Below are 24,799 nucleotides of genomic sequence, written 5' to 3' on the forward strand. Positions count from 1 at the left end.
TTTTTTGCGCCAATATAAAGGTAAACACAATTATCGTCCTATATAATAGTACGCAAACGATAAAAATACAAGAGTATGAGAAATGCTTCACAAAATGTTCATGAAGATTTGTAGATTTGGTGGAGATAGGCAAATTTTGGACACGTAGGTATTAAAAATAGTTGCTTTAATTGCAAAAATGTGCTCCATATTTTTGCGGTTAGCTAATGAAAAACTTTCCCACTATTAATGAAGGAAAGTTTTTTTCTAATTTAGCTGTATTTTCATACTAGACTCATAGTCTATTAAAAATTGAATGAATTATGAATCGGTTCATAAACTTGATAAAGACAATAAAAAATTTATTTGTATTATGTGGACTAAAGGTATATGATATGATTTATGTCATTAGAAAAATTCGGGTGATCAATGTATAGTTTAATGTAAGGGAGAAGAATTTATGGAACCATCAATCAATCATAATGACCGGCCAAAGTATGGTATTTTAGCAATACTTATGGTCGGTGCATTTATTTCATTTTTAAATAATACACTGCTAAATGTTGCACTGCCATCTATCATGTTAGACCTTGATGTAAGTACATCTGTCGTCCAGTGGTTAACGACGGGGTATATGTTAATTAATGGTATATTGATTCCAACGACAGCTTTTTTAATTCAAAAATATTCTGTTCGCCGATTGTTCTTAGTTGCAATGGGTCTGTTTTTTTGTGGAACTTTAATTGCAGGTATTGCGCATACATTCCCGATCTTGCTGGCTGCGCGAATGGTTCAGGCATCTGGATCCGCAATTATGATGCCATTATTAATGAATGTTATGTTAATAAGCTTTCCAATCGCTAAACGAGGAACTGCAATGGGAGTCTTCGGTTTGATTTTAATGTTTGCTCCAGCAATTGGACCAACGCTTTCTGGTTGGATTATTGAACACTATGATTGGAGAATGCTATTTCATTTTATAACTCCAATTGCTGCTGTTGTATTTTTGCTCGGCTTTTTTCTATTAAAGGATAAGAAAGAAAAAGTGATTATTACGTTAGATATTCTTTCTTTAATTTTGTCCAGTATTGGATTCGGAGGATTATTATACGGTTTTAGCTCTGCTGGATCAAAGGGCTGGGATAGCTTACAGGTATATGGAACAATTATCCTTGGGGTTATTGCGCTTATCTGGTTTATCCTTCGTCAATCAAAGCTTGAGAAGCCCATGTTAAATTTCAATGTGTTTAAATATCCCATGTTTACGTTGGCATCCATCATATCGATGGTCGTTAATATTGCAATGTTTTCTGGTTTTCTTTTGTTACCGATCTATGCACAAACGATTCGTGGGATTTCGCCAATGGATACGGGGTTAATGCTATTACCGGGAGCTCTTCTGAATGCATTTATGTCACCAATCACAGGTAGACTGTTTGATAGATATGGCGGGCGAGTACTGGCGCTTGTTGGTTTATCGATTATGACAATTACAACGTATTGCTTTAGTAACTTAACGTTTGAGACAGGTTACATTACGTTAATGGCACTGCATGGAATGCGTATGTTAGGTCTATCCATGGTTATGATGCCGGTATCAACGAACGGCTTAAATCAGTTGCCTGCTGAATATTACCCGCATGGAACAGCGATGAATAATACGCTGAATCAGGTTTCTGGAGCGATTGGAACTGCATTGTTAATAACGATCATGTCAATTCGAGAAAATGTGTATGCAAACCGTTTAACTGAGGCAGTAGTAGGCGGTCCGACTTCGGAGGTGCAGCAACAAATAGCTTTAGAAGCAATGCTAGGTGGAATTAATGATGCATTCTTTATTTCGACCTTTATTATCGCAGTAGCTATAATCCTTGCCAGCTTTTTAAAACGAGCCAAGCAAGGGGATATAAAAATGAGTAAATAGTTTATAACCCTGATACGATTCGTGTATCGGGGTTATTTATTTGTGTTCGTTCTGGCTGTGTCAGAGCATGACTAGTGCATCCGGGAAAGGCAGGAAGTAAATTGAGCAACCGAATCGAATGGGTTTACTCATTAACACAATGGCTGCATGCGAGTCTAAACTCTACTTTTTCAAAAAGTTTTAACTTTAATAGAATTTATTTTAATAGCTAAATTCCACATCAAAACAAAGAATTTAATCGGATAATAGTTTCGAAATTCGCAAATCTACTAAATATAGCTGGTAGAAATATGAATTATGACCAGGCTTCCTAACATTGATTCAATGGAAGAAGAGCAGTATACTCATTATAGATTTAGATTCGATATTTTGTGAAAGGGGCTAAGTTCCTTTTCTCTTATTATAGTAGTAATCAATACTATTAAAACAGAAGAATTTAGTAGTTTTTGATTAAGTGCAAGCAGATTATTTATCTAGTGTACTGGAGAGGGGAGATACAATGAAGTTTTTTCATACTGCGGATTGGCACTTAGGAAAACTTGTCCAGGGAATTTATATGACCGAAGATCAACGTTATGTATTAGAACAACTTATTCAAGCAGTGGAGGAAGAAAAACCAGATGCAGTCATTATCGCAGGTGATTTATATGATCGAGCGGTTCCGCCAATTGAAGCAGTTCACTTATTGGACGAAGTTTTAGAGACAATTGTGCATCGATTAAAAACACCTGTAATCGCGATAGCAGGTAACCATGATAGTCCGAGCAGGTTGAATTTTGGGAGCAGTTTAATGAAACATCATGGTTTTCATATTGTCGGTAATCTGACAAACCATATAGAGCCAGTTGTTTTAGAAGACGAATTTGGAGAGGTGCATTTTCACCTCATTCCGTACTGCGACCCAAGTGTGGTAAGGAATGTTTTGGAAGATGAGGATATCCGAACACATGATGACGCAACAAAAAAGATTATCGAACAAATTACCATGCAGATGGATGCCAATGCCCGACATGTTGCTATTGGTCATGCGTTTGTGACTCCCTATGCGAAAGAAGAAGAAAATACAAGTGATTCGGAGCGGCCGCTTTCAATTGGTGGTGCAGAATATGTTGCTAGTGAACACTATATGCCATTTCATTATACGGCATTAGGGCATTTGCATCAGGCTCATTATGTAATGGATGAGAAAATTCGTTATGCTGGATCGATTTTAAAATACTCTTTATCCGAGGAGCATCATAAAAAAGGATTTCATATTGTCGAGATGGATTCTTTAGGAAATGCCACAGTTGAAAAACGTCTCTTGAAACCGAGGAGAGATATTCGTACCGTTGAAGCATACATAGATGATTTATTAAATCACCCAATAAATCAAGATTATGTTTTTGTTCGGTTATTGGATGAGACTCCGGTATTGTCGCCGATGGAAAAGGTGCGATCTGTCTATCCGAACGCGATGCATGTGGAACGTAAAAACTATTCTGTCACACCTCTTGCGCAGGCAGAAGATCGTTCGATTAATCGAAGCAAGATGAGTGACATGGATCTTTTTCAGGCATTTTATAATGAAGTAAAAGGTAATCGTGCAACAGAAGAAATGGAAGCTATTTTTAAAGAAACATTAGATCAACTTCTAAAAGATGCAAGTGAAACAAAAGTAATACCGAAACAGAAAGCATCTCTAACGAATTAAGGCGATACAGCAGAAAGGAGTAAAAACCAGTTGAAGCCACTAAAGTTAACAATGACGGCATTTGGTCCGTATAAAAATACAGAAACCGTAGATTTTAGAGAGCTGGATAAGACGAATTTATTTGTTATATCTGGTAATACTGGTGCGGGGAAAACAACAATCTTTGATGGCATTGCTTTTGCATTATATGGCAGTGCAAGTGGTTCGGATCGCGAAGATATAAAGGCATTGCGCAGTGATTTTGCCGATGATAATACCCATACAGCTGTAGAATTGGAGTTTTCTTTAAACGGACGTGTGTATCGCATACTCCGGCAGTTAGGTCATGTGAAAAAAGGAAACAAATCAAAAACAGGTGAACGTTATGAGTTCTTTGAAAAAATAGACGACAAAGAGATTCCATGTGTTGATAGACAAATCGTTTCTGAAATAAATAAAAAGGTAGAAGCGATTATAGGATTAACACAAGACCAGTTTAAACAAATTGTTATGCTGCCACAAGGTGAATTCCGTAAACTGCTAACATCGGATACAGAAAATAAAGAAGCTATATTACGAAGGCTCTTTAAAACAGAGCACTATAAACATCTTAGTGAGTTGCTGAAAAATAAGAAAAACACAGTGGAGCAGCAATATAACCAAGTAAGGCAGACGCTTGATCACTATATAACTACGATTTATTCGGTATTGCCAGAACGTGAGGATTCTCTTTTAACTAATGTTTTATCAGCAGAACATTACCATACACAACAAATAGTTGCAGGGCTGGAAGTGGAAGCTGATTATTATCTTAGGCAAATCGAGATTGATGAAAAAGCCTATGATGCAGCGTATCGCAAACACGATGAGAAGCAAAATGCTTTCCATGAAGCACATGCACTAAATGAGCGGTTTGATGAATTGGATGTAAAAGAAAAGCGTCTGAAGCAACAAAAAGAGCAAGTCCCAGTATTCGCTGCAAAAGAAAAACAGTTGGAAGCAGCAGGACGAGCTAGTACGATTGAAATTTATGAAAAGCAGGTCTCGGATTGGCAAAAAGAAGCAGCTGAAAAAAAACGTGTATTAGAAAATGCAGAAGTAGCTAAGAAGCATGCTGATACAAAACTTGAGCAAGCGACATCCTATTATAAGGAAGCGGAAAATAAAAAAGATGTAAGAGAAGAAACTGGAAAAAAACTAGATCGATTAACGGATTATCTACCTATTGTAAAAGATATCGACATGCAAAAGGGTGAATTAGATCAGCTTGTTCGAGAGGGAAAGCTGACTAGAGCTGATTTGGAAAAAATCAGAAAAGAGATTAAAACCAAAAGAGAAGCGGCAGAAAAATGTCAAATTCAAATCAAGCAGCTTGAGGAGGCTGTAAACCAATATCATGATAAGAAGCAGCAACTGCTCGAGATGAGGGAACGTGCAAAGCTGCTGCAAGGTTATATTGATCTATCAAAGCAAAAAGATGAGCTGGAAAAAGCTGTTACACTAAAAAAAGAGCATTTTTCAAAAGCGAAGGAACAGTATCAGCGCCAAGAAGAAGCGTGGATTGCTAATCAAGCAATTGTGTTGGCAAATCATTTGCATGATGGAGAAGCTTGCCCGGTTTGCGGGAGTATCGAACATCCGAATAAAGCGACGATGGAGAAGGACGCCTTTACGAAAGAGCAACTGGAAACATTGAAAAAAGATTTAGACATAAAGGATGATTCATACCGGAATACTTTAGCTGATCTAAAGGCAAAACTATCCCAGTTACAGGAAAAGGAAACAGAAATAAAGAAATGCACGATACCTCTTGAATCTGTTTCGTCCATTTTTGAACAATTAGTAGAAGAAGGGAAAAAGCTAGCGGCTGACGTAACGGAATTGGATAAAAAACGCAAGAAGTTAGAGGAACAAAAAGAGATTCAAGAAAATATAGCTATTGAAATTAAACAATTAGAACCAAAAAGAGATCAGTTTGAAAAAGTATATCAAGATTTGGTAACTTCTTATGAATCGAAAAAAGCAGTTTATGAAGAACGCTTACGTAATATTCCAGATGAAGTGAAGGTACTAACAGAGCTAGAGAAACAATTAAAAGAAACAAGAGAAATGAAAGTAAAGCTAGAGAAAGAGTGGGAACAAGCTCAATCTGGATTGCAAAAGGCGAAAGAAGAGCAGACAAGCGTTACTGCAAATCGAACGCATGCAAAAGCACAGCTAAACGAAACGAACAAGAAAAGGCAGCTAGCAGAGAATCAGTTTCATGAAGCAATGCTAAATGCTGGGTTCGAGTCTATTGAAGTATATCGAGAGGCGAAAATGTCTCCGCCAGATCAACAGATATTGAAAAATGAGATTGATCAATTTAAACAAAGTCTATCTACGTTAACTGAACAGGTCGCTGATTTGAAAGAGGTGTTAAAAGAAAAATCAAGAATCGATTTAACGGCCCTCAAGCAGCAACTAGATGAATTAAAACAAGCATACGAGCTTGCTTTAAGTACTTGGAATCGTTCAAAAGATAGCTATCAAGGAGCAATTGATTTGAAGGTTCATATTATGGAAGCGGAGAGCCATGTGAAAGAGCATGAGAAACGGTTAGCTGCAGTATCTGAATTATATGATGTGCTCAGAGGGCAAAATGATCGAAAGATTTCCTTTGAACGCTATTTACAAATCGAATATTTAGAACAAATCATTGATGCAGCCAATATGAGATTGAGAGAGCTATCAAATGGTCAATATTATCTAACGAGAAGTGATCGCCAAGAATCACATGGTAAGCAAAGTGGACTAGCACTGGATGTTTATGATGCGTACACCGGGCAAACCCGCGATGTTAAAACATTATCAGGGGGAGAGAAATTTAATGCATCCCTTGCACTTGCGCTTGGCATGTCTGATGTTATTCAAAACTTTCAAGGCAATATTTCGATTGATACAATGTTTATCGATGAAGGCTTTGGTTCATTAGATGAAGAGTCGTTAACAAAGGCAATTGACACTTTGGTTGCCCTACAGCAATCAGGTAGAATGATTGGTGTTATATCCCATGTGCAGGAGCTGAAAAGCATGTTCCCTGCAATGCTGGAGGTTAAAAAGATGAAAGAAGGCTATAGCAGGACAAGATTTGTGATGCAGTAATGGTGGATTGCGTTTTATTCAAAATATGTCTAAAAACGAATGAGAAATAGTTGATAAAGCCCCTAAACGCTAATTTGCGTTTAGGGGCTTTTGGATTTGAATGTAATGAATCGGCTGGATGCTATTTTTGAAAAGTCAATTGTTCCTCGCGAATTTCCCTTGCAGCATGGATCATCGCTTTTAATGCTCCAACTGTTTCATCCTCGCTTCTTGTTTTCAATCCACAATCCGGATTGATCCAGAATTGCTCTGTAGGAATCGTTTTTAATGCTCGGCTAATATTTTGTTTGATTTCATTTTTATCTGGAACACGTGGGCTGTGGATATCATAGACACCAAGTCCGATTTCCTTCTCATACGTATTTTCCTCAAAGGCAGATATAATTTCACCATGACTACGTGAGGTTTCAATTGAGATAACATCTGCATCAAGACCGTCAATTGCATCATAGATTTTTTGGAATTCAGAGTAGCACATATGGGTATGAATTTGTGTCTGAACTTGAACAGAAGATGTTGCCAAGCGAAATGCATATACTGCAGCATCTAAATACGCTTTTTGTTTTTTTTCATCTAGTGGAAGTCCTTCACGTAATGCTGGTTCATCAACTTGAATAATTTTAATTCCACTTGTCTCAAGTGCTTTAATTTCTTTTCGTAGAGCGAGAGCGATTTGGTTTTGCACCGTTTCTCTTGGAACGTCGTCATGGACAAAAGACCAGTTTAGAATAGTTACTGGACCAGTGAGCATTCCTTTTACAGGTTTGTCTGTTAAGGATTGCGCGAAAATACTTTCCTTTACAGTCATTGCTGTGTCAAACGAAACATCACCAAAAATCAATGGCGGTTTTACGCATCGTGAACCGTAGGATTGGACCCATCCGAATTCTGTCACACCAAAGCCGTTTAACTTTTCTCCAAAGTATTCGACCATATCTGTGCGTTCGAATTCGCCATGTACAAGTACATCTAACCCAATTTTCTCTTGGATATGAATCCATTTTGTTATGTTATCTCTAATAAATTGTTCATATTCAGCTTCTGTAATTGTTCCCTGACGCCATTTTGTTCTTGTTTTTCTAACTTCCTGGGTTTGTGGCAAGCTGCCAATAGTTGTCGTCGGAAGTAATGGTAATTGCAAGACCTCATGCTGTTTCTGAATTCGTTCAGCGAATGGTAAGGAACGTTGTGCATCCGTAATTCCTAGTGCTTCGACTTCCTTTCGAACAATTTCATTATTTCTGTGTGTAGAATGGTTAAACTGTTCAAGTTCCTTATTATTTCTAGCTAGTTCTTGGACGATTGTCTGTTTCCCAGTTTGTAATCCCTTTGTAAGTGTTACAATTTCATCAAGCTTTTCATTCGCGAAGGACAGACCATTCTTCACATTGGAATCAAGTTGTGCTTCAGATTCTTTCGTGACTGGAACATGTAATAATGATGAGGAAGGCTGGATAATGATTTGCTTATTTTTAACAGTTTGATAGATTGTTTCGAGCAGGTCGGTTTTAGCTTCCAAGTCAGCCTTCCAAACGTTGCGCCCATTAATAATCCCGGCTGCGAGTACTTTATCTTCTGGGAATCCGAATTGTTTAATAAGCTCTAGCGACTCTCCATGGACAAAGTCAAGTCCGATTGCTTGAACAGGAAACTCGATAATTTCTTCGTAGTGAATAATATGCTCGAAATAGGTTTGTAAAATTAGCTTTAATTTTGGTGCTGCATTATGAAATTGCTCATAAACTTGTTTTGCTTTTTGGATAACTTCTTTTGATAGATTAGTTCCTAAAATCGGTTCATCGATTTGTACCCAAGAGACACCGGCTTGCTCTAACTCTTTTAATAGTTGGACATATAAAGGTATAAAGCGTTGCAAGACGTTAGAGAAATCATTTTCTTCGTATCCTTTTGATAATTTTAGGTATGTAATTGGACCTAAAATGACAGGCTTCCCATCGATTCCTAACTTTTCTTTTGCTTCTTTATAGAATTTTAGCGGGGGATTTTCTGTTAACGTTGGTGTCACATTTTCAAGCTCTGGAACGATATAATGATAGTTTGTATTAAACCATTTCGTAAGCTCAGAGGCAACCGCATTTTCTGTACCGCGAGCAATAGCAAAATATGTTTCGAGGTTAACCTTTCCGCCATCATAGTTAAAACGATCTGGTACAACACCGAACATAGCGGAAGTATCTAGGACGTGATCGTATAGTGTAAAATCGCCAACCGGTACAAGATCGATACCAATTTCTTTTTGCTTTTTTAAGTTTGCGAATCTAATGGCATCAGTTTTCTCTAAAAGTTCCTTTTCGGATAATTGCTTATTCCAGTATCCTTCCAAGGCGCGCTTCCATTCTCTTTTCTTCCCGATTCTTGGGTAACCTAAGTTTGAGCTAATCACATTTGTCATTTCATTTCCTCCTCATTTGTTTTCATCTTAATTCTTACTATAGGCTGTGCGGGGTTGCTGACAACACCTCCTCGAAGTTACTTTTGGGGACTTTTTCCTGGATATATTCAATAAGACGAATAATCATGTCATAACGTGCGAAAGGTGTAATTAAATAGATACCATGGAAATATCGTAAGGATACATCAATAAGTTCCTTTGCTATTGAAATCCCTTGTTCAATCGATTTGTCTCGATCGTTCGAGACAAAGCGCATTTTATATCTAACATCGTCATTTAATTTAATTCCTGGTACTTCATTGTGGAGAAATTCAGCATTTCTTGTTGATGTCAGCGGCATAATTCCTATATAAATAGGTGTTTGGATGTGCGCTGTTGCTTCATGCAGCTGTATGATTTGCTCCTTATTGAAGATCGGTTGTGTTAGAAAATAATCGGCACCATAGCTAATCTTTTTTTCCATTCGTTTGACTGCCTTATCAAGATGAGCCACATTTGGATTAAAAGCTGCACCAACTTTGAAAGAAGTTTTCCGTCGTAAGGAATTACCAGAAAAGGAAAGCCCTTTATTAAATTGCTTGATTAGTTTAATTAGATCGAACGATGTTACATCAAAAACAGAAGTGGCACCTGGGAAGTCGCCGATTTTCGTTGGGTCTCCCGTAATTGCCAAAATTTCATGAATCCCTAACGTGTCGAGTCCCATTAAATGGGATTGCAGCCCGATTAAATTACGATCGCGGCAAGTTAAGTGAACGAGAGGTCTTAGCCCAACCTCTTGTTTTATTTTTTCGGCGATCGCAATATTGCTAATTCTTGGTGATGCTAACGAGTTGTCAGCTAATGTAATTGCATCGACACCAGCCTTCTTTAATGCCTTCACGCCTTCCATATATGCGTCTGTTTGCAGATGCTTCGGAGCATCTAGCTCAACGATGATGGAATGTCTTTTCTTTACGATATCGACTAAAGGGGTCTCTTTAGTCGTCTGATTACGTGTTACTTCAATAGGGGAAGGCTTTCTAATAATCTTCTTTTCCGTTAATGGCTTTAAATTACGAACTCCTTGCGCTAATCCTTTGATATGCTCAGGGGTTGTTCCGCAGCAACCGCCAAGCAAGCGAACACCTTCATTGCGAAAATCTTCGGCGCATCGAGTGAAATAGTCAGGTTTATTTTCGTAAACGAGCTTGCCCTCGTGATAAGCTGGCAGACTAGCGTTTGGGTAAGCCGCTAAGAATGTCTTATCTGACAATGGAACATCTTTTAATGATTGCAGCATATGAAATGGACCTAAGTGACAGTTGACGCCAACAATATTACTACCCGTATCTTCTAGCCGTTGTAAAGCATCCTTTAGCTGGATACCATTTTCAAGAATACCTGGTACGTGCATGGAGACATTTGTGATAATCGGTATTGTTGTTTCTTCTCGGGCAATTTCTAATACGGTTAATAGCTCATCAAGATTGTAATAGGTTTCTAAAATAAGGCCATCTACACCTTCTAACAGTAAGCAATATAGCTGTTCTCGAAAGCTTCGTTTGATTTCTTCTTTTGTATCATTTAATGCTTGTGCGCCATGTATCCCTCCGATAGTTCCGAGAACAAAAGTGTCTTTTTTAGCAGCCTTTCTAGCAAGTTCCACTGCTTTGGTATTGATTTTTTTAACTTGATCTTCTAAGCCATAACGAGCAAGCTTAATGTAATTTGCTCCGTACGTATTGGTTTGGATTAAATCGGATCCCGCCTCAATATATGATCGATGAATACGGGTAATTTGTTCCTCATGTGTTAAATTCAATTCTTCAAAGCAACGGTCAACGCCGTATGAATACAGCAACGTTCCCATTGCACCGTCACCAATAAGGATCCTTTCTTCAAGAGCACTTAATAAACTCATTTTTCTGTCCTCCTTTATCGTTAAAAGTAGCAATTACCTCATTTCATTTTCTTCACTACCTTTTAATTCACTCCTTTGAAGCTGTCATTAGTGGAAAATTGTATTCGTGGTGATAAGAAAAGGTGGGAAAACATAAAAAGACCCCTTCCGAAAAGAAGAGGTCATGTATGTATTATTCACTTTACTCTTCTTATCTACCAAGCATTAATGCTTGTTGGAATTAGCACAGTACTTAAAAAAGCCTGTTGCCGAGGTATCGTAGGGCCAAATCCCTCCACCTCTCTGGATAAGAAAATAACGAATATTCAGTTGTTAAATCCATTTTGCATAAATTTTATAGTTTTGTCAATTGTTTTATTAAATACATTTTTGTTATTATTAAAACAAATTTGTGGTGTTGCTAAGATATGTGCATTTTTAGGATACAATATAAAATAATATGAATGAAAGGTTCATTCATTAAATGTGTTTTATTCAAATTTCATGTCATTTATTTTGTTTTATATCCAAGTAAAAAGGAGGGTTTATCTATGCAAGTGAGAATGGAATTAACATATCGTACAAAAAAGGGATTAGAGACGATGCTTAGCTCAGATATGATGCAAGCTGGACAAGCCGTCATCATTGCTGAAGACATGGAGAAAACTGGAAGAATCAAGCAATTAACATTTATTGATAGCAATGATAGAAGCTGGACCTATAAGCAATTAAAGAAATACATGGAAGAAATTAAAACGGAACCGCATGATATAACTGTCTATTTTGATGGTGGATTTGACTTGAAGACAGATAAAGCAGGTCTTGGCTGTGTCATTTACTATGAGCAAAATGAAAAGGCCTATCGGATAAGAAAAAATGCTTTAGTGGAAGGCCTTATAAATAATAATGAAGCAGAATATGCGGCGCTTCATTTAGGATTAACTGAATTAGAGCTATTAGGTGTGCACCACTTACCAGTAACATTTGTTGGAGATTCAAAGGTTGTCATTCATCAGTTGGATGGGGAATGGCCATGCTATGAAAAGGAGCTAGCAGCATGGATTAATCGGATTGAACAAAAGTTAGAACAGCTTGGAATTGCCCCAACTTATAAAGATGTGTCCCGGAAAATGAACCGTGAGGCTGATCAATTAGCAACACAGGCCCTACAAGAGATTGAAATTATGAGTCATCGTGAGCGCTGATAGATAATCAATCATACAGACAAATTAGCTAATCCGGTAGTTTAGAAAACCTTTCCATCTAACTTCAAATGAGTTGTTTTTCGTAATACATTATATTATCATTTAACTGTTGTTTAATTTAAAAAATAATAGTTGTGCACTATTTCACGAAGCAGTACAGTATAAAATTTTGGTAGTTGTAAAGGAGCAGGGCATTGAATATAGGGATTGATAAGATAGGTTTTTATACACCGCATTTATATGTAGATATGAACAAATTAGCTGTTGCAAGAGACATAGAGCCGGAAAAGTTCACCGTTGGAATTGGACAGGAAAAAATGGCGATTCCGCCTATTACACAAGACCCGGTTACATTGGCTGCGAACGCTGCACTTGGGATTTTAAACGAGGCAGATAAAGAGAAAATCGATTTTGTTATTTTTGGTACCGAATCAGGTATTGATAACTCGAAGTCTGCAGGGGTCTATGTACATAATTTACTTGGGTTAAATCCCCATGCACGTACTGTTGAAATGAAGCAGGCATGCTACGGTGCAACTGCTGGAATTCAATTGGCAAAAGGGCATATTGCATTAAATCCGGAAAGCAAGGTATTGGTAATAGGTTCTGATATCGCGAGGTACGGTCTAAATACCCCCGGTGAATCCACACAAGGTGCAGGAGCAGTTGCGATGGTGATTAGTGCAAATCCAAGAATCATGGTCCTTGAAGAGCATAGTGCTTATTTTACAAATGACATTATGGATTTCTGGAGACCGATTTACTCTGACAAAGCGTTTGTTGATGGAAAGTTTTCCAATGAGCAATACATATACTTCTTTTCGAAGGTTTGGGAGCAGTATAAAGAAAAGTCAGGTCTTGAATTGAAAGATTTTGAGGCAATTTGTTACCACTTGCCATATACAAAGATGGGATTAAAGGCGTTACGTACGATTTTAGATGAAGGTAGAGAGGAAGACAACGAAAGATTGGTTGCGAATTATCAAGTAAGTACGCAATATAATCGAAACGTTGGAAACATCTACACGGGATCTTTATACTTAAGCTTGTTATCGCTTCTTGAACTTAACGAGGGATTAGAAGCCGGATCAAGGGTTGGTTTATACAGCTATGGTTCAGGCGCTGTTGGAGAATTTTTTACTGGGATTCTACAGTCCGATTATCGTGAACATCTTCACATCAATGATCATAAACATTTATTTGATTCAAGAATGGAAGTAACTGTTCCCGAATATGAAAAACTATTTGAGGAGACCCTACCAGTTGATGGTTCGACATTAGAGCTTGATATTACAAAGGATACTGCTGCAATTTGCCTAAGTGGAGTAGAAGATAATAAGCGTTTGTATGTAAGGAAGTAGGAATTCAGTATACTAGAAACTTCTAGATTATATACAAACACGTTATCATAAAAAATTGAAATTAGCTTAATTTTATGTTAGAATATTCTAATAGTACATTTTGAGATAATATTCACTTCTTCCTAGGGAAATATACTAGTGAAACAAATTTATAGCAGATGAGGCTGTCTTGGAAGGTCGCGATTTTGCGATTTCTCAGACGGTCTTTTTTAATGCAAATACTGCATTCTTTTATGGGTTTTGGAATACATTTAGCATTAATGTGCTAATACCCCGCAGCAAAGCGTTTCACATTACAGAGGGAGATTTCTAGTTAATATGCATTATCATTATTAAATTGGTTGAAAATTATGTTGGCAGATAGAAAAATATAAAATTTTCAATCTGCATAAGTGCAATTAAGGCATTGGCTTAAAGGCTTGCACTCCGATGTATAGAGGCTTCTAAGAAAGCAAAGAACACTTTCTTAAGAATTCCTTTAACAAATGCCAAGTTTTCTAATGACTGAAATTTAGCGTGAAGGAGAAATGAGCAAAATTGAGTGTTGAAAAAAATAAGTACCAGGACCAGTCGCTGTTTAACCTTACATGGCCACTGTTTATTGAAATATCTCTTCATATGAGCGTGGGTATTATTGCTACATTAATCTTGAGTGGATACTCTGATAATGCTGTTGCGGGTGTTGGTGTTGCAAACCAGATAATGAACATATTTATTTTGGTATTTAACGTAACAGCGATTGGAGCAACCATTCTAATCGGTCAGAATTTAGGTGCTAACCAGATTAAAGAGGCTCGTACCATTGCAAGATCCGCTTTCGGACTTAACTTTTGGATTGGTATTGGTATGACGATTATTGTTGCTATATTTGGAGGGATCTTTCTAAACTTTTATGGGCTAAGTGGGGAAGTCTATGGTTACGCACATACTTATTTAGTTGTTACTGGCTTATCTCTTTGTCTTGAAGCAGTCGCTTTGGCTTTAAGTGCAGTTTTACGCAGTTATGGACATACGAGAGAGACAATGTTTGTAACGATCGTGATGAATGTGATTAGCATCATCGGTTTCCTCATAGCGATTAATGGTTTGTTTGGAATTCCGGTGACAGGAGTTGTTGGAGTCTCCATTTCAATAATTGTTGCAAGGTTATTTTTAGTATTTGCGCTATTATTTTTCGTTTATAAACGCCTTGCGATTCGATACAGAATCAATGATATTTTAAAGATCGACAAGACGAACACAAAAAAATTAATGGGTATTGGAATTCCGTCTGCGGGAGAACAGTTATCTTATCAACTGTCGCAAGTCGTGATAACGAGCTTTGTAGCAATAGTTGGGGATGCAGCTTTAGCAGCTAGGGTGTATATTTTAAATATTTCAATGTTCTGTTTCATGTTTACCATGGCAATTTCACAAGGGACACAAATATTAGTTGCTCGTTATATAGGGGCAAAACAGTATAAAAGAACATTAAAGCGAGGGTTAAAAACACTTCGGATTGCCTTTTTCGTTTCAGTAGTTATTTCCTTTATTATTGCATTTACTGGGGAAAGCCTTCTTGGGTTATTTACAAAGGATCCAATGATTATTGCTGTTGCACTTCCAGTATTATGGGCAATCGTATTTATAGAACCAGGTCGTGCGGTGAATATGGTCTTGATGGGTTCATTAAAATCAGTAGGGGATGTCCGGTTCCCTGTAATTATAGGGATCATTTCTATGTGGGGACTTGCGGTAGTGCTAAGTTATGTGTTTGGGATTTCTCTTGGACTAGGACTTTTGGGAGTCTGGCTAGCTCAAGGTGTAGATGAATGGGTACGTGGAATATTTGCCTTTAGACGTTGGAAATCACAGCCTTGGCTAAGGAAGAAAGTGAGGAAAGATCCTGCCTAAGTATTTTGAAGTAAAAAGGCCGCTGCTGTTGAAAGCATCGGCCTTTTCTATATTTATCGTATTAACGGGCTGTAATTCCCCACCTCTAAGCAGAAGAGAACCAAAACATGATAGGTTGGGGGATAGTCCTGTTAATATTATGTTCAAGGATCTGTGGATTTTCTATACAGTCCTAACATTCAGTAGGGAGGAAGAGAATCCCCACTGAATGAAGTTTCACTCTATATTTTTAATGCAGCACGTTTCGTTAACAGACGAATAAGTATAATTGTTATAAGTACTGTAACGAATACGATCGGCCATGCCAAGCCATTTGGAACAATATCTAATGCTGAGAAGTTTTCGAATAGCGGTATATCTAGCACTATTCGTATCATGGAGTCCTTAACTGCGATGATTGCAATTGCCACAGCAATAAATAATATACCGAAAAGAACGTTTATGCGATAAAATGCAGCACTAATCAGCCAGCCAACAAGATAAAATACGAATAGATGTAGGCTGAATAAGCCAAGTGAGAGAAAAATATTAGATTCCGGACTAATAAATGGTGTTAGTAGGAACGATAAAAGAACCTCACCAATAATATTACCGTCAATATCGATAACAATATCCTCTAACGTACGGTCTGCTAATGCAATCTGAGAAAAATTAGTAACAATTAATTTTTCTACCAAGCTAATCAGATAGGTGAGAATCGGAATAACGATAGATAAGCCAAAACTTGCAATCACATTTCCAAGGAAATAATCTTTACGTGTTATACCATGTTCTACATAATAGGGCAGAAAATTTATGGCAATAATACCGATGACGAACATATAAATATTACCTGCTACATAGCTGGCACTGTAGAATGTATCTAGGTGTTCGCTTAAGAAAATTTTACCGATATTAATGATGAGGTGAATACCGAGTGCCCAAAACGTCCAAGTAAGCTGTACCCAAAATAAATCCAAGGAAACTTTAGGGAAAAGACTAGGTCTATTCATGTTCATCATCCTCCTTTGTAAGCTGGATAAATAGATCTTGGAGTGATACGGGACCAATTGTAAGCCCTAATTCTGAAGCAGCTAATCGATCGGCTTCATTCATTTCACCGTAAATCGTTACAGATTTTGTGTCTCCTAATTGCTCCTCGTTAAGTATTTCTTTGTTTGCAGCAAATCTGGCCACAGCATCCTTGCCTCCGACTACAGTTACACCACGAGAAACGATTGCATCGTAGGGTTCTTGGAGAAGTATTCTTCCTTCATGAATAATCATTACCTCATCAAATAAATAATCCATTTCTGAGACAAGATGGGTAGACAGAATGATAATTCGTGGATGCAATTCTTGATCCTTTAATAGTTCTTTATAAAATAAATCGCGAGCTGGTGCATCCATTCCAAGATATACTTCATCAAATATCGTAATTGGTGACCTGTTCGCTAATCCAACAACGACATTAAATGCAGATTGCTTACCTTTTGATAGTTTGGCTACTGATTTATTATCTTCTAATTTGAATTTTCTTATTAGTTTCATCGCGTATTCTAAATCAAAATGTGGACGGTAGCGCCCAAGATATTTGACGATAGTTGATGGGGAATCTGTTTCACCAGTAAAATCCTTATTGTACATAAATGTTACATCTTGCATAATCTGAGCATTTTCAAATGGGGCGACACCATTAATTCGTAAATCGCCAGAAGTAGCTTCGCGGAATGATCCAATAATGGATAGGAGCGATGTTTTACCTGCACCATTTCTTCCAAGCAGTCCATAGATTTTTGGTTCGTGTATCTCAAAATTCATGTCATGGAGTACCGGGTCACGTCCATATGCAAGCTGCAGATTGGTAGCTTTAATATGCATTACTTTCCACTTCCTTTCACTTTTTTAATATAGGTGAGAATGTCCTCTGTCGTAATTTCTAATTTATTGGCTTCTTGAACAAGTGTGACGATATAGTCCTCCATAAATGATTTACGTCGTTTTTCAAGCAGTTTGTCTCTTGCTCCTTCAGCTACAAACATACCGATACCTCTTTTCTTAAATAGTATTTCTTCGTCTACAAGCTGGTTTATTCCTTTAGAAACTGTCGCATGGTTGATTTTATAGTAATGAACGAGCTGATTTGTAGAAGGTGCCTGGTCATTCGCTTTCAACTGCTGATTGATAATCTGATCTTCAATTTGTTCTCGTACTTGTATATAAATTGGTTTATCTTCATCAAAATTACGTTTCATTGGCTACCCTCCTTTTTGGTTATCTTCTATTATGGTTATATACTTATGTGTATAACCATAACAGGTGGAATTTATACTGTCAATAAATTTTTGATAAAATGGGTGAAAAGGTATAATGAGTTGGGAGTCTTACTTTGTAATCAATAAAGGAAAGCAGAAATACATACAGGAGGTAATGGAAATGGTGAACAAGATTTCGTTAATGGATGCTTACATAATTGAAACACTCCGAAAAAACGGTGTGTCTAATCAGGAAATTATGCAACAGGTAGAAAGAAAAGATATGGAAGGCTTTCGTACTTATCATGCAAGCTTTGATTTTAATGAATTGATTCAGCTTGAAGAAAGGCTAGGGACAGCGGAGTTTCAAAAGATTTTAATTGAAGGGTATTCCATAAAATTTGTTACATTCAATGGTCTGAAAAATTTATTGCAACTGAAATTTGATAAACTCGAAGATCGTGATTATGAGTTAAAAGATGATGGTTTTTGTCAGTTGAGAATAAGTGAGGAGCAGGCGAAGCAGCTTGAAGAAATGATTTCAGGAAATTGGACTACTGAGCTTGTGAGGAATGAAAATAATTGTCTATTAATAAATGTTTATCTCGCTAAAAGTCTAATTGGAGATCTGTAAAGCGAAGGAGGGACGAACATTGGCGTCCCTCGACATCCATTTAAGAAGCAATCTCTTTTTGCGCACCATTAATCAGCTTCGCTTGAATTAATCGTTGTCGTACAACGATACCAATCAAGCTTGCTAGATATGCTTTGATGAAACCGACGATAAGAAATGGATACACTCCAGCTGTTAAAGCTGCATTCCAGCCTAAATCTAAAACAATTTTTAGTTGGATTGTACCAAATACCAGTGTAACAAACATCCCCGCAATATTGGCAATCAAGGCCATACGAACCGTAAACCTAGTTTTTTCTAAAATTAACCCGGTGATATAGGCGGCTGCAATGAAGCCGAAAATGTAACCTCCTGATGGACCTACTAATACTTGTGGTCCGCCACTAAAGCCTGCAAAAACAGGAATTCCGACTGCGCCAATGGCTGCATAGCATAACATTGCTAGAGCACCCTGACGACTGCCTAAAACAGTAGCGGCAATTCCGACAGCTAGAGTTTGTCCGCTTATCGGAATTAATGGCAGTGGGATTTCGATTTGCGCTAAAATTGCTGTTATTGCTGCGAAAATCGAACAATTGAGTAGAATTCTAAGTCTCTTGCTTTTTTCATTCATCATACAAAGCTCCTTATTCAAATTAAATTTTTAGAAGGCTTATTTGGCTGGTTAATTATCTTACTATTTGGATTATACGTCGAAGGAAGTTTCATTGTCAACCTAAATTGTAATTAGTTGACAATGATGAAATAATCTTAGTTTGCAAATGCGGGAAAGGATAAAACAATTATAATTATTCTTTCTCTTGAGAGCAGTAGGGTAGGTATGCGTTAATTAAGATGTCGGACCGATAGACTCTTGTGAAAGGAGGCTGATTATATTGATTACAAATGCAGAGGTGATTTCCGCATAGCGGGAATCTCTACCTGGGGCCGTGTCTTGCGGCCCCATTTATTTGGAGTTTTCATTCAGAAAATTAGCATCTTTCCATAATCGGAAAGATCGTTTATACTTTTCAGTAGAGTAGTATGTCATTATAAATAAAATTCAAGGAAAGGAGTAGGTGTGAGATGAGCATCATACAATTCGATTTTGATATAGATGTACAGGTTAACAAGGAGGACGTAAATCGTGCAATACAAAAATGCAAAAGAGGTCCTTCCCCCTAGTTTGCTGAAAGAAATGCAGAAATATATTCAGGGTGACTTGATTTATATCCCAAAAGCAAAAAGTGAGCGGGCAGGCTGGGGAGAAGTGAGTGGATCGCGAGCGTTAATCGCAAAACGGAATGAAGAAATTTTCCAATTATACAATAATGGAAAAACATTGGAAGAATTAGAACGGAAGTTTCATTTGTCAATTGACAGCATTCGAAAAATCATTTATAAAGTGCGGAATAATCATGATTGAGTGCTTATCATATATGTTATAAAAGCGTGAAGCTGCTAAATGGAGCTTCACGCTTTTTCGGGTTCAAATAATTTAGCGCCGGTTGAAGAGTTGTATAAAACGATTATAATTATTTTTTCACTTGTTTGTACAGCCCTATCCATGCGTTAATAAGTATGTAGCAATTGATTTTTAAGAAAGGAGGTAACAGGGATGTTAACTAAATTAAATGAGGTGGCTCTCGTATAATTGAGACCCTAAACAAATGATTTTACTCTACCGTAAGAAGCTTTCTCTGCCAGGTTATATAGAACATATTTTCAGACCTAAGATGTAGAGGTTCTGAAGCTACGGTAGGAAATAATTGTTACCGAATTTCAGGCCCTGAGCCGACGACCAGAAGTCTTCCCAGTTGTATGATGAAATAGAATCAACAATAAGGGAGGAAGCAATCGTGCAAATGGACATTGCTATTTATAAAAGTATTGCGTATGACCGAATGGAAAAAATAAAAAATGAAACCTATGGGAATCGAACATTTAATAAAAGTTATCAAATAGATTGGAAAATGAGCATTGCGATGCTATTGAACGTATTTGGATAATAGTGGGAAGACTGGTTAACAGTGAACGGAAGAGAAATTCGATATTGAGAAATAATACGCCGGAATAAAGAAAATGCCACAATGAGTGAATAAACACGCTGTGGCATTTTTGTAATTTACGATAAAATGAAGTCTGTTTTATAGATCCCTAATCCTTTAAATCCCATATTTTTTTATTTTATTATACAGTGTCATACGGGATATACCCAATTTCTTCGCGGTAAGCGCTTTGTTTCCATTCGTTTGCCTCAGCATTTCTTCAATACGTTGCCTTTCCATCGCTGCTTTTTCTTGCGGCAGTAAATGGCTCGTCACTAATTCTTTACGGTTTTGTTGAATTGTAGGATTAGGAAAGTAATCTAATATATCCTGTTTTGTAATAAATGGTTTTTCGGAAAGAATTATAATGCGTTCCATAAAGTTTCGAAGTTCACGAACATTTCCTGGCCAGTCGTATTCGAGTAAAATGTGAATTGCGTCCTGTTCAATTTCTGGGGTCGGAACTTGATGCTGGATAGCGAATTGTTTAAGAAATAATTGCGTCAGCTCAGGGATATCATCAATCCGCTCTCGGAGCGGGGGCATGGTCAGTTGAATGACGTTTAATCGGTAAAATAAATCTGATCTGAATTCCTTTTCTTCCATAAGCACTCCTAGATTTTGATTTGTTGCTGCGACAAATCGTACATCTACTTTCCTGCCGGTAGAATCGCCAATTCGATAAATCCGGTTTTCCTGAAGCACCCGAAGCAGCTTAACTTGCATTTCTAATGGGAGCTCTCCAACCTCATCGAGAAACAAAGTCCCACCATGTGCCATTTCAATTTTTCCTGCTTTTCCATTCTTCTCTGCACCTGTAAATGATCCACCTTCATAGCCTAATAGCTCACTTTCAAATAATGCACTTGGGATAGCTCCGCAGTTCACTGGAACAAAGGGTCCACTCTTTCGATCGCTTGCTTCGTGAATGGCTCTTGCGCATATTTCTTTTCCGGTTCCACTTTCGCCAAGAATGAGTGTTGTGGCATTTGTTTTTGCAGCTTTTCTAGCAATTTGAATCGTCTGTTGAAGGGAAAAGCTCCTTCCTTTTAATTTTGAAAATGGTGTTTCCTCATGGTTCATATTCACTCTCTGCCTAAGTTCATTTAGCTCTGCAGCTGTTGTTTCCAAATTGTTATTTAACTTTACAATTTGCGTGATATCTCTTTCAATGGACGCAGCGCCCACTAACTCCTGCTTTTCATTATATATTGGAGCAGCGTTTATTACGACATGCTTATCTTTACGCGGCTGATGATACGTGTTTTTAACTGGTTCCTGTGATGCAAGCACCTGTAACACAATTAAATCATCACTGTGAAAAAAGTTGGTAATTGGTTGGTGAAGGATAGCGGATTGTTCAATATTATACGTTTGAACAGCAGCAGCATTCCAAAAATGAACTTGTTGATCGGTATCAATAATTGTAATTGCATCATCTTCTAAAGAAAGAATTGTATTAAGGTAGAACTTTTCATGAGCCATCAAATCACTCCATACAATTTCTAGTGTAAAGAATATTGTATATATTTTTTACACTTATGTAAACAGAGTGTACAACGATGCCTGGCCATTTTTATACATGTTTGAACATAAACAATAAAAAAAACCTTATCACTGTAAGCGTTTTCGTTGAAAAGGTAAAAAAAATAAAAAGTTGGCATGAAATTTGCTTGTTCATTGATGAGGCAGGAAATAAAACTATTATTCTAGCTGAATTCTTATTAATTTTAAGGAGGTATATTCAATGGTTTTGCCATTTAAACACGAGCCATTTACAGATTTTAAAGATGATCAAAATCGTCAACAGTTTCAAGAAGCACTTGAGCAGGTTAAGGGTGAGTTAGGAAAAGAATATCCACTCGTAATTGATGGAGAGAAAATATTTACAGAAGATAAGCTTGTTTCAATAAATCCTGGCAATAAAGAACAAATTATCGGGAAAGTGTCAAAAGCAACGAAGAATCATGTTGAGCAGGCTATGGAGAGTGCACAGCGTGCCTTTAAAACTTGGAAAACATGGTCAGTACAGGAGCGAGCCGATCTATTATTCCGAGCAGCAGCAATTGTACGCAGACGCAAGCATGAATTCTCCGCATGGCTAGTTCTCGATGCTGGAAAGCCCTGGGATCAGGCTGATGGAGATACTGCTGAAGGAATCGACTTCTTAGAATATTATGGTCGTCAAATGATTGAGCTAGGAAAAGGAAAGCCGTTAGCAGATCGTCCAAATGAGCATAACGCGTATTTTTACCAACCAATGGGACCTGGTGTTGTTATCCCACCATGGAACTTTGCTTTTGCGATTGTATGCGGGACCGTGGCAGCACCGATTGTAGCTGGAAATCCAGTGCTGTTAAAGCCATCGGAAAACACGCCAGTTATTGCTTATAAACTAGTCGAAGTGTTAGAGGAAGCTGGTTTGCCAAGAGGAGTATTGAACTTTGTACCAGGAGATCCAGCAGAAATTGGTGACTACCTTGTAGACCATAAAGAAACACATTTTATTAACTTTACTGGATCTCGTGCAACTGGAACAAGAATTTATGAACGTGCCGCCAAAGTACAGGAAGGACAACAATTTCTAAAGCGTGTCATTGCTGAGATGGGTGGAAAAGACACAATTATTGTGGATAAAGATGCGGATTTAGATTTGGCTGCGGATGCGATTGTTAACTCTGCATTTGGTTTCTCTGGACAGAAATGTTCTGCTTGCTCGAGAGCTGTAATTCACCAAGATGTGTATGATGAAGTACTTGAAAAATCGATTGCTCTTACGAAGAAGCTGTCGGTTGGAAACCCAACTGAAGAAAATGTCTATATGGGTGCCGTCGTGAATCAAAAGCAGTTTGATAAAATTAAAGATTACATTGAAATTGGAAAAGCAGAGGGCGAGCTTGCGTATGGTGGCAAAACCGATGACTCCACTGGTTTCTTTATTCATCCAACGATTTTCAAAGATGTAGATCCAAGCGCTAGAATCATGCAGGAAGAAATTTTCGGACCGATTGTAGCCTTTGCCAAAGCTCAAGATTTTGATGAAATGCTGGAAATCGCGAACAACACAGAATATGGCTTAACTGGTGCAGTTATTTCAAATAACCGTGAGCATTTAAACCGAGCACGTTATGATTTCCATGTTGGAAATCTTTATTTCAATCGTGGCTGTACAGCTGCCATTGTTGGATACCAGCCATTTGGCGGTTTTAAGATGTCAGGCACTGATTCCAAAGCAGGTGGACCAGATTACTTGCAGCATTTTCTAGAAGCTAAAATTGTATCAGAAACATTTTAATGGATGGTTTTGCGGCAGGTGAAAGGCTTGCCGCAAAACTAACGTTCAGGCTAGGGCTTAACTTAGAACAAGTAACTTTTAAAGGAGCGGCAGCTATGGGAAATCTAACAAGAGATTTTTTTATTAGTTTATCAAACAATAAAATTTTAAATGCAAATGCAAAAAAATGGGGATTTCGGCTTGGGGCAGAAAAGTTTGTTGCAGGAATCGATATTGATAGTGTAGTAGAGACAGTAAAAGAAATAAATGCTCATGGAATATCCTGTACATTAGATAATTTAGGGGAATTCGTGTATGAGATAGAAGAAGCGGCTTTTGCTAAAGCTGAAATTTTAAGTGTGTTAGATAAAATTCACGAAGAAAATTTAGATTGTCATGTTTCCTTGAAATTAACCCAGATCGGTCTTGATATTGACCGGGAATTCTGCATAAAGAACATGGTTGAGATTTTGGAGAAAGCTGGATCCTATAATATTTTTATCAATATCGATATGGAAAAATATATACATTATGAAAAGACACTCGAGATTCTAGAAGTATTACGACAAAAATTTGATAATATCGGAACCGTAATACAGACGTATTTATATCGAGCAGAGGACGATCTAAAACAGCTTCAGGATGTTCGCATTCGTATGGTGAAAGGTGCATACAAAGAAAGCGAAGCGGTAGCTTTTCAATCAAAGGAAGATATTGATGCCAATTTTGTTAAGCTTGCGAAGGGGCGCTTACTAGGTGATGCTTTTACTTCAATTGCTACGCATGACCATCAAATCATCAATGAAATGAAAGCGTTTGTAAAGGAGAATAATATACGTAAGGATAAGTTTGAGTTTCAAATGCTTTATGGATTTCGTACAGAAATGCATAGTGAGCTGAGGCAAGAAGGCTATAAATTTTGCACATATATTCCTTTTGGGACGGATTGGTTCGGCTATTTCATGCGCCGCTTAGCAGAGCGACCGCAAAATCTGAATCTCGTAATGAAGGATGTCTTTTATACGAAAGAAAATAAACTGAAAAAATCACCAATTATTACTGGGGCAGCAGCTTTCTCGTTGTTTGTATTATGGAGAAAGAAGCGAAATAAAAAGCTAGTATAGCAGAAAGATTTGATGCAAGTACGAGCAAAACTT

Annotated in this window: 18 protein-coding genes and 1 riboswitch; of the genes, 11 read left to right on the forward strand and 7 right to left on the reverse strand. The window is 37.5% G+C overall.

The genetic code is table 11. The annotated features are described in order from the left end of the window. The first annotated feature begins 439 nt into the window (after nucleotides 1-439). The 3 genes from MHH64_RS11640 to MHH64_RS11650 all read left to right on the forward strand — a co-directional run bounded on the left by MHH64_RS11640 (nucleotide 440) and on the right by MHH64_RS11650 (nucleotide 6,719). Entirely contained in the window at nucleotides 440-1,903 is a 1,464-nt protein-coding gene (locus MHH64_RS11640) for a DHA2 family efflux MFS transporter permease subunit (RefSeq protein WP_340001804.1), read from the forward strand. 499 nt (nucleotides 1,904-2,402) lie between these two features. Beyond that, on the forward strand, nucleotides 2,403-3,596 hold the full coding sequence (locus MHH64_RS11645; protein WP_340001805.1) for an exonuclease SbcCD subunit D: 1,194 nt from the start codon (nucleotides 2,403-2,405) through the stop codon (nucleotides 3,594-3,596). A gap of 30 nt (nucleotides 3,597-3,626) precedes the next feature. Further along, nucleotides 3,627-6,719: an SMC family ATPase gene (locus MHH64_RS11650; protein ID WP_340001806.1), complete on the forward strand. Its 3,093-nt coding sequence runs from the start codon at nucleotides 3,627-3,629 to the stop codon at nucleotides 6,717-6,719. A gap of 121 nt (nucleotides 6,720-6,840) precedes the next feature. Here MHH64_RS11650 and metE read toward each other — a convergent pair whose 3' ends face one another. Beyond that, complete coding sequence (gene metE, locus MHH64_RS11655; RefSeq protein ID WP_340001807.1) at nucleotides 6,841-9,132, reverse strand: 5-methyltetrahydropteroyltriglutamate--homocysteine S-methyltransferase; 2,292 nt, start codon at nucleotides 9,130-9,132, stop codon at nucleotides 6,841-6,843. 37 nt (nucleotides 9,133-9,169) lie between these two features. Continuing rightward, nucleotides 9,170-11,035: a bifunctional homocysteine S-methyltransferase/methylenetetrahydrofolate reductase gene (locus MHH64_RS11660; protein ID WP_340001808.1), complete on the reverse strand. Its 1,866-nt coding sequence runs from the start codon at nucleotides 11,033-11,035 to the stop codon at nucleotides 9,170-9,172. A 187-nt stretch (nucleotides 11,036-11,222) separates the two neighbouring features. Continuing rightward, nucleotides 11,223-11,328, reverse strand: a riboswitch (SAM riboswitch). A 237-nt stretch (nucleotides 11,329-11,565) separates the two neighbouring features. Here MHH64_RS11660 and MHH64_RS11665 point away from each other — a divergent pair. From MHH64_RS11665 to MHH64_RS11675, 3 genes are all read left to right on the forward strand, one after another. Further along, on the forward strand, nucleotides 11,566-12,219 hold the full coding sequence (locus tag MHH64_RS11665; RefSeq protein WP_340001809.1) for a reverse transcriptase-like protein: 654 nt from the start codon (nucleotides 11,566-11,568) through the stop codon (nucleotides 12,217-12,219). Nucleotides 12,220-12,413: 194 nt separating this feature from the next. Continuing rightward, nucleotides 12,414-13,580: a hydroxymethylglutaryl-CoA synthase gene (locus MHH64_RS11670; protein WP_340001810.1), complete on the forward strand. Its 1,167-nt coding sequence runs from the start codon at nucleotides 12,414-12,416 to the stop codon at nucleotides 13,578-13,580. A 537-nt stretch (nucleotides 13,581-14,117) separates the two neighbouring features. Then, the gene (locus MHH64_RS11675; RefSeq protein ID WP_340001811.1) at nucleotides 14,118-15,473 is read left to right on the forward strand and encodes an MATE family efflux transporter; all 1,356 of its coding nucleotides are present in this window, start codon (nucleotides 14,118-14,120) and stop codon (nucleotides 15,471-15,473) included. A 221-nt stretch (nucleotides 15,474-15,694) separates the two neighbouring features. Here the strand turns inward: MHH64_RS11675 and MHH64_RS11680 are convergent, their stop codons facing one another. The 3 genes from MHH64_RS11680 to MHH64_RS11690 are packed head-to-tail and all read right to left on the reverse strand — an operon-like array spanning nucleotide 15,695 to nucleotide 17,707. Next, a complete protein-coding gene (locus MHH64_RS11680; protein ID WP_303450177.1) occupies nucleotides 15,695-16,465 on the reverse strand; it encodes a hypothetical protein in 771 nt (256 codons plus the stop codon). Then, complete coding sequence (locus MHH64_RS11685; RefSeq protein ID WP_340001812.1) at nucleotides 16,458-17,333, reverse strand: ABC transporter ATP-binding protein; 876 nt, start codon at nucleotides 17,331-17,333, stop codon at nucleotides 16,458-16,460. The genes MHH64_RS11680 and MHH64_RS11685 overlap by 8 nt, the downstream gene beginning before the upstream one ends. Further along, the gene (locus tag MHH64_RS11690; RefSeq protein WP_095307428.1) at nucleotides 17,333-17,707 is read right to left on the reverse strand and encodes a GntR family transcriptional regulator; all 375 of its coding nucleotides are present in this window, start codon (nucleotides 17,705-17,707) and stop codon (nucleotides 17,333-17,335) included. The genes MHH64_RS11685 and MHH64_RS11690 overlap by 1 nt, the downstream gene beginning before the upstream one ends. A 181-nt stretch (nucleotides 17,708-17,888) precedes the next feature. Here MHH64_RS11690 and MHH64_RS11695 point away from each other — a divergent pair, with 181 nt between their 5' ends. Next, the gene (locus MHH64_RS11695) at nucleotides 17,889-18,341 is read left to right on the forward strand and encodes a hypothetical protein (RefSeq protein WP_095307426.1); all 453 of its coding nucleotides are present in this window, start codon (nucleotides 17,889-17,891) and stop codon (nucleotides 18,339-18,341) included. Between the two features lie 40 nt (nucleotides 18,342-18,381). Here the strand turns inward: MHH64_RS11695 and MHH64_RS11700 are convergent, their stop codons facing one another. Continuing rightward, nucleotides 18,382-18,954 (reverse strand): biotin transporter BioY, encoded by a 573-nt coding sequence (locus MHH64_RS11700; RefSeq protein WP_303450168.1) that lies wholly within the window; start codon nucleotides 18,952-18,954, stop codon nucleotides 18,382-18,384. A gap of 513 nt (nucleotides 18,955-19,467) precedes the next feature. On the opposite strand from MHH64_RS11700, the gene MHH64_RS11705 reads away from it, so the two are divergent. Beyond that, nucleotides 19,468-19,746, forward strand: coding sequence for a CD3324 family protein (locus MHH64_RS11705; protein ID WP_095307422.1), 279 nt, complete (start codon nucleotides 19,468-19,470; stop codon nucleotides 19,744-19,746). Between the two features lie 433 nt (nucleotides 19,747-20,179). After that, nucleotides 20,180-20,329, forward strand: a complete 150-nt coding sequence (locus MHH64_RS11710; protein ID WP_158586301.1) for a hypothetical protein — start codon at nucleotides 20,180-20,182, stop codon at nucleotides 20,327-20,329. A 156-nt stretch (nucleotides 20,330-20,485) separates the two neighbouring features. On the opposite strand, the gene MHH64_RS11715 is transcribed toward MHH64_RS11710, so the two are convergent. Further along, nucleotides 20,486-21,853 (reverse strand): sigma 54-interacting transcriptional regulator, encoded by a 1,368-nt coding sequence (locus MHH64_RS11715; protein ID WP_095307421.1) that lies wholly within the window; start codon nucleotides 21,851-21,853, stop codon nucleotides 20,486-20,488. 262 nt (nucleotides 21,854-22,115) lie between these two features. Between MHH64_RS11715 and pruA the strand changes: the two genes are divergently transcribed. After that, the gene (pruA, locus tag MHH64_RS11720) at nucleotides 22,116-23,663 is read left to right on the forward strand and encodes an L-glutamate gamma-semialdehyde dehydrogenase (RefSeq protein WP_251659985.1); all 1,548 of its coding nucleotides are present in this window, start codon (nucleotides 22,116-22,118) and stop codon (nucleotides 23,661-23,663) included. 95 nt (nucleotides 23,664-23,758) lie between these two features. Beyond that, nucleotides 23,759-24,766 (forward strand): proline dehydrogenase family protein, encoded by a 1,008-nt coding sequence (locus MHH64_RS11725; RefSeq protein ID WP_251659987.1) that lies wholly within the window; start codon nucleotides 23,759-23,761, stop codon nucleotides 24,764-24,766. Nucleotides 24,767-24,799: the final 33 nt, after the last annotated feature.

The sequence above is a fragment of the Oceanobacillus sp. FSL K6-0127 genome, assembly GCF_037983385.1.
Lineage (GTDB): Bacteria > Bacillota > Bacilli > Bacillales > Amphibacillaceae > Oceanobacillus > Oceanobacillus profundus.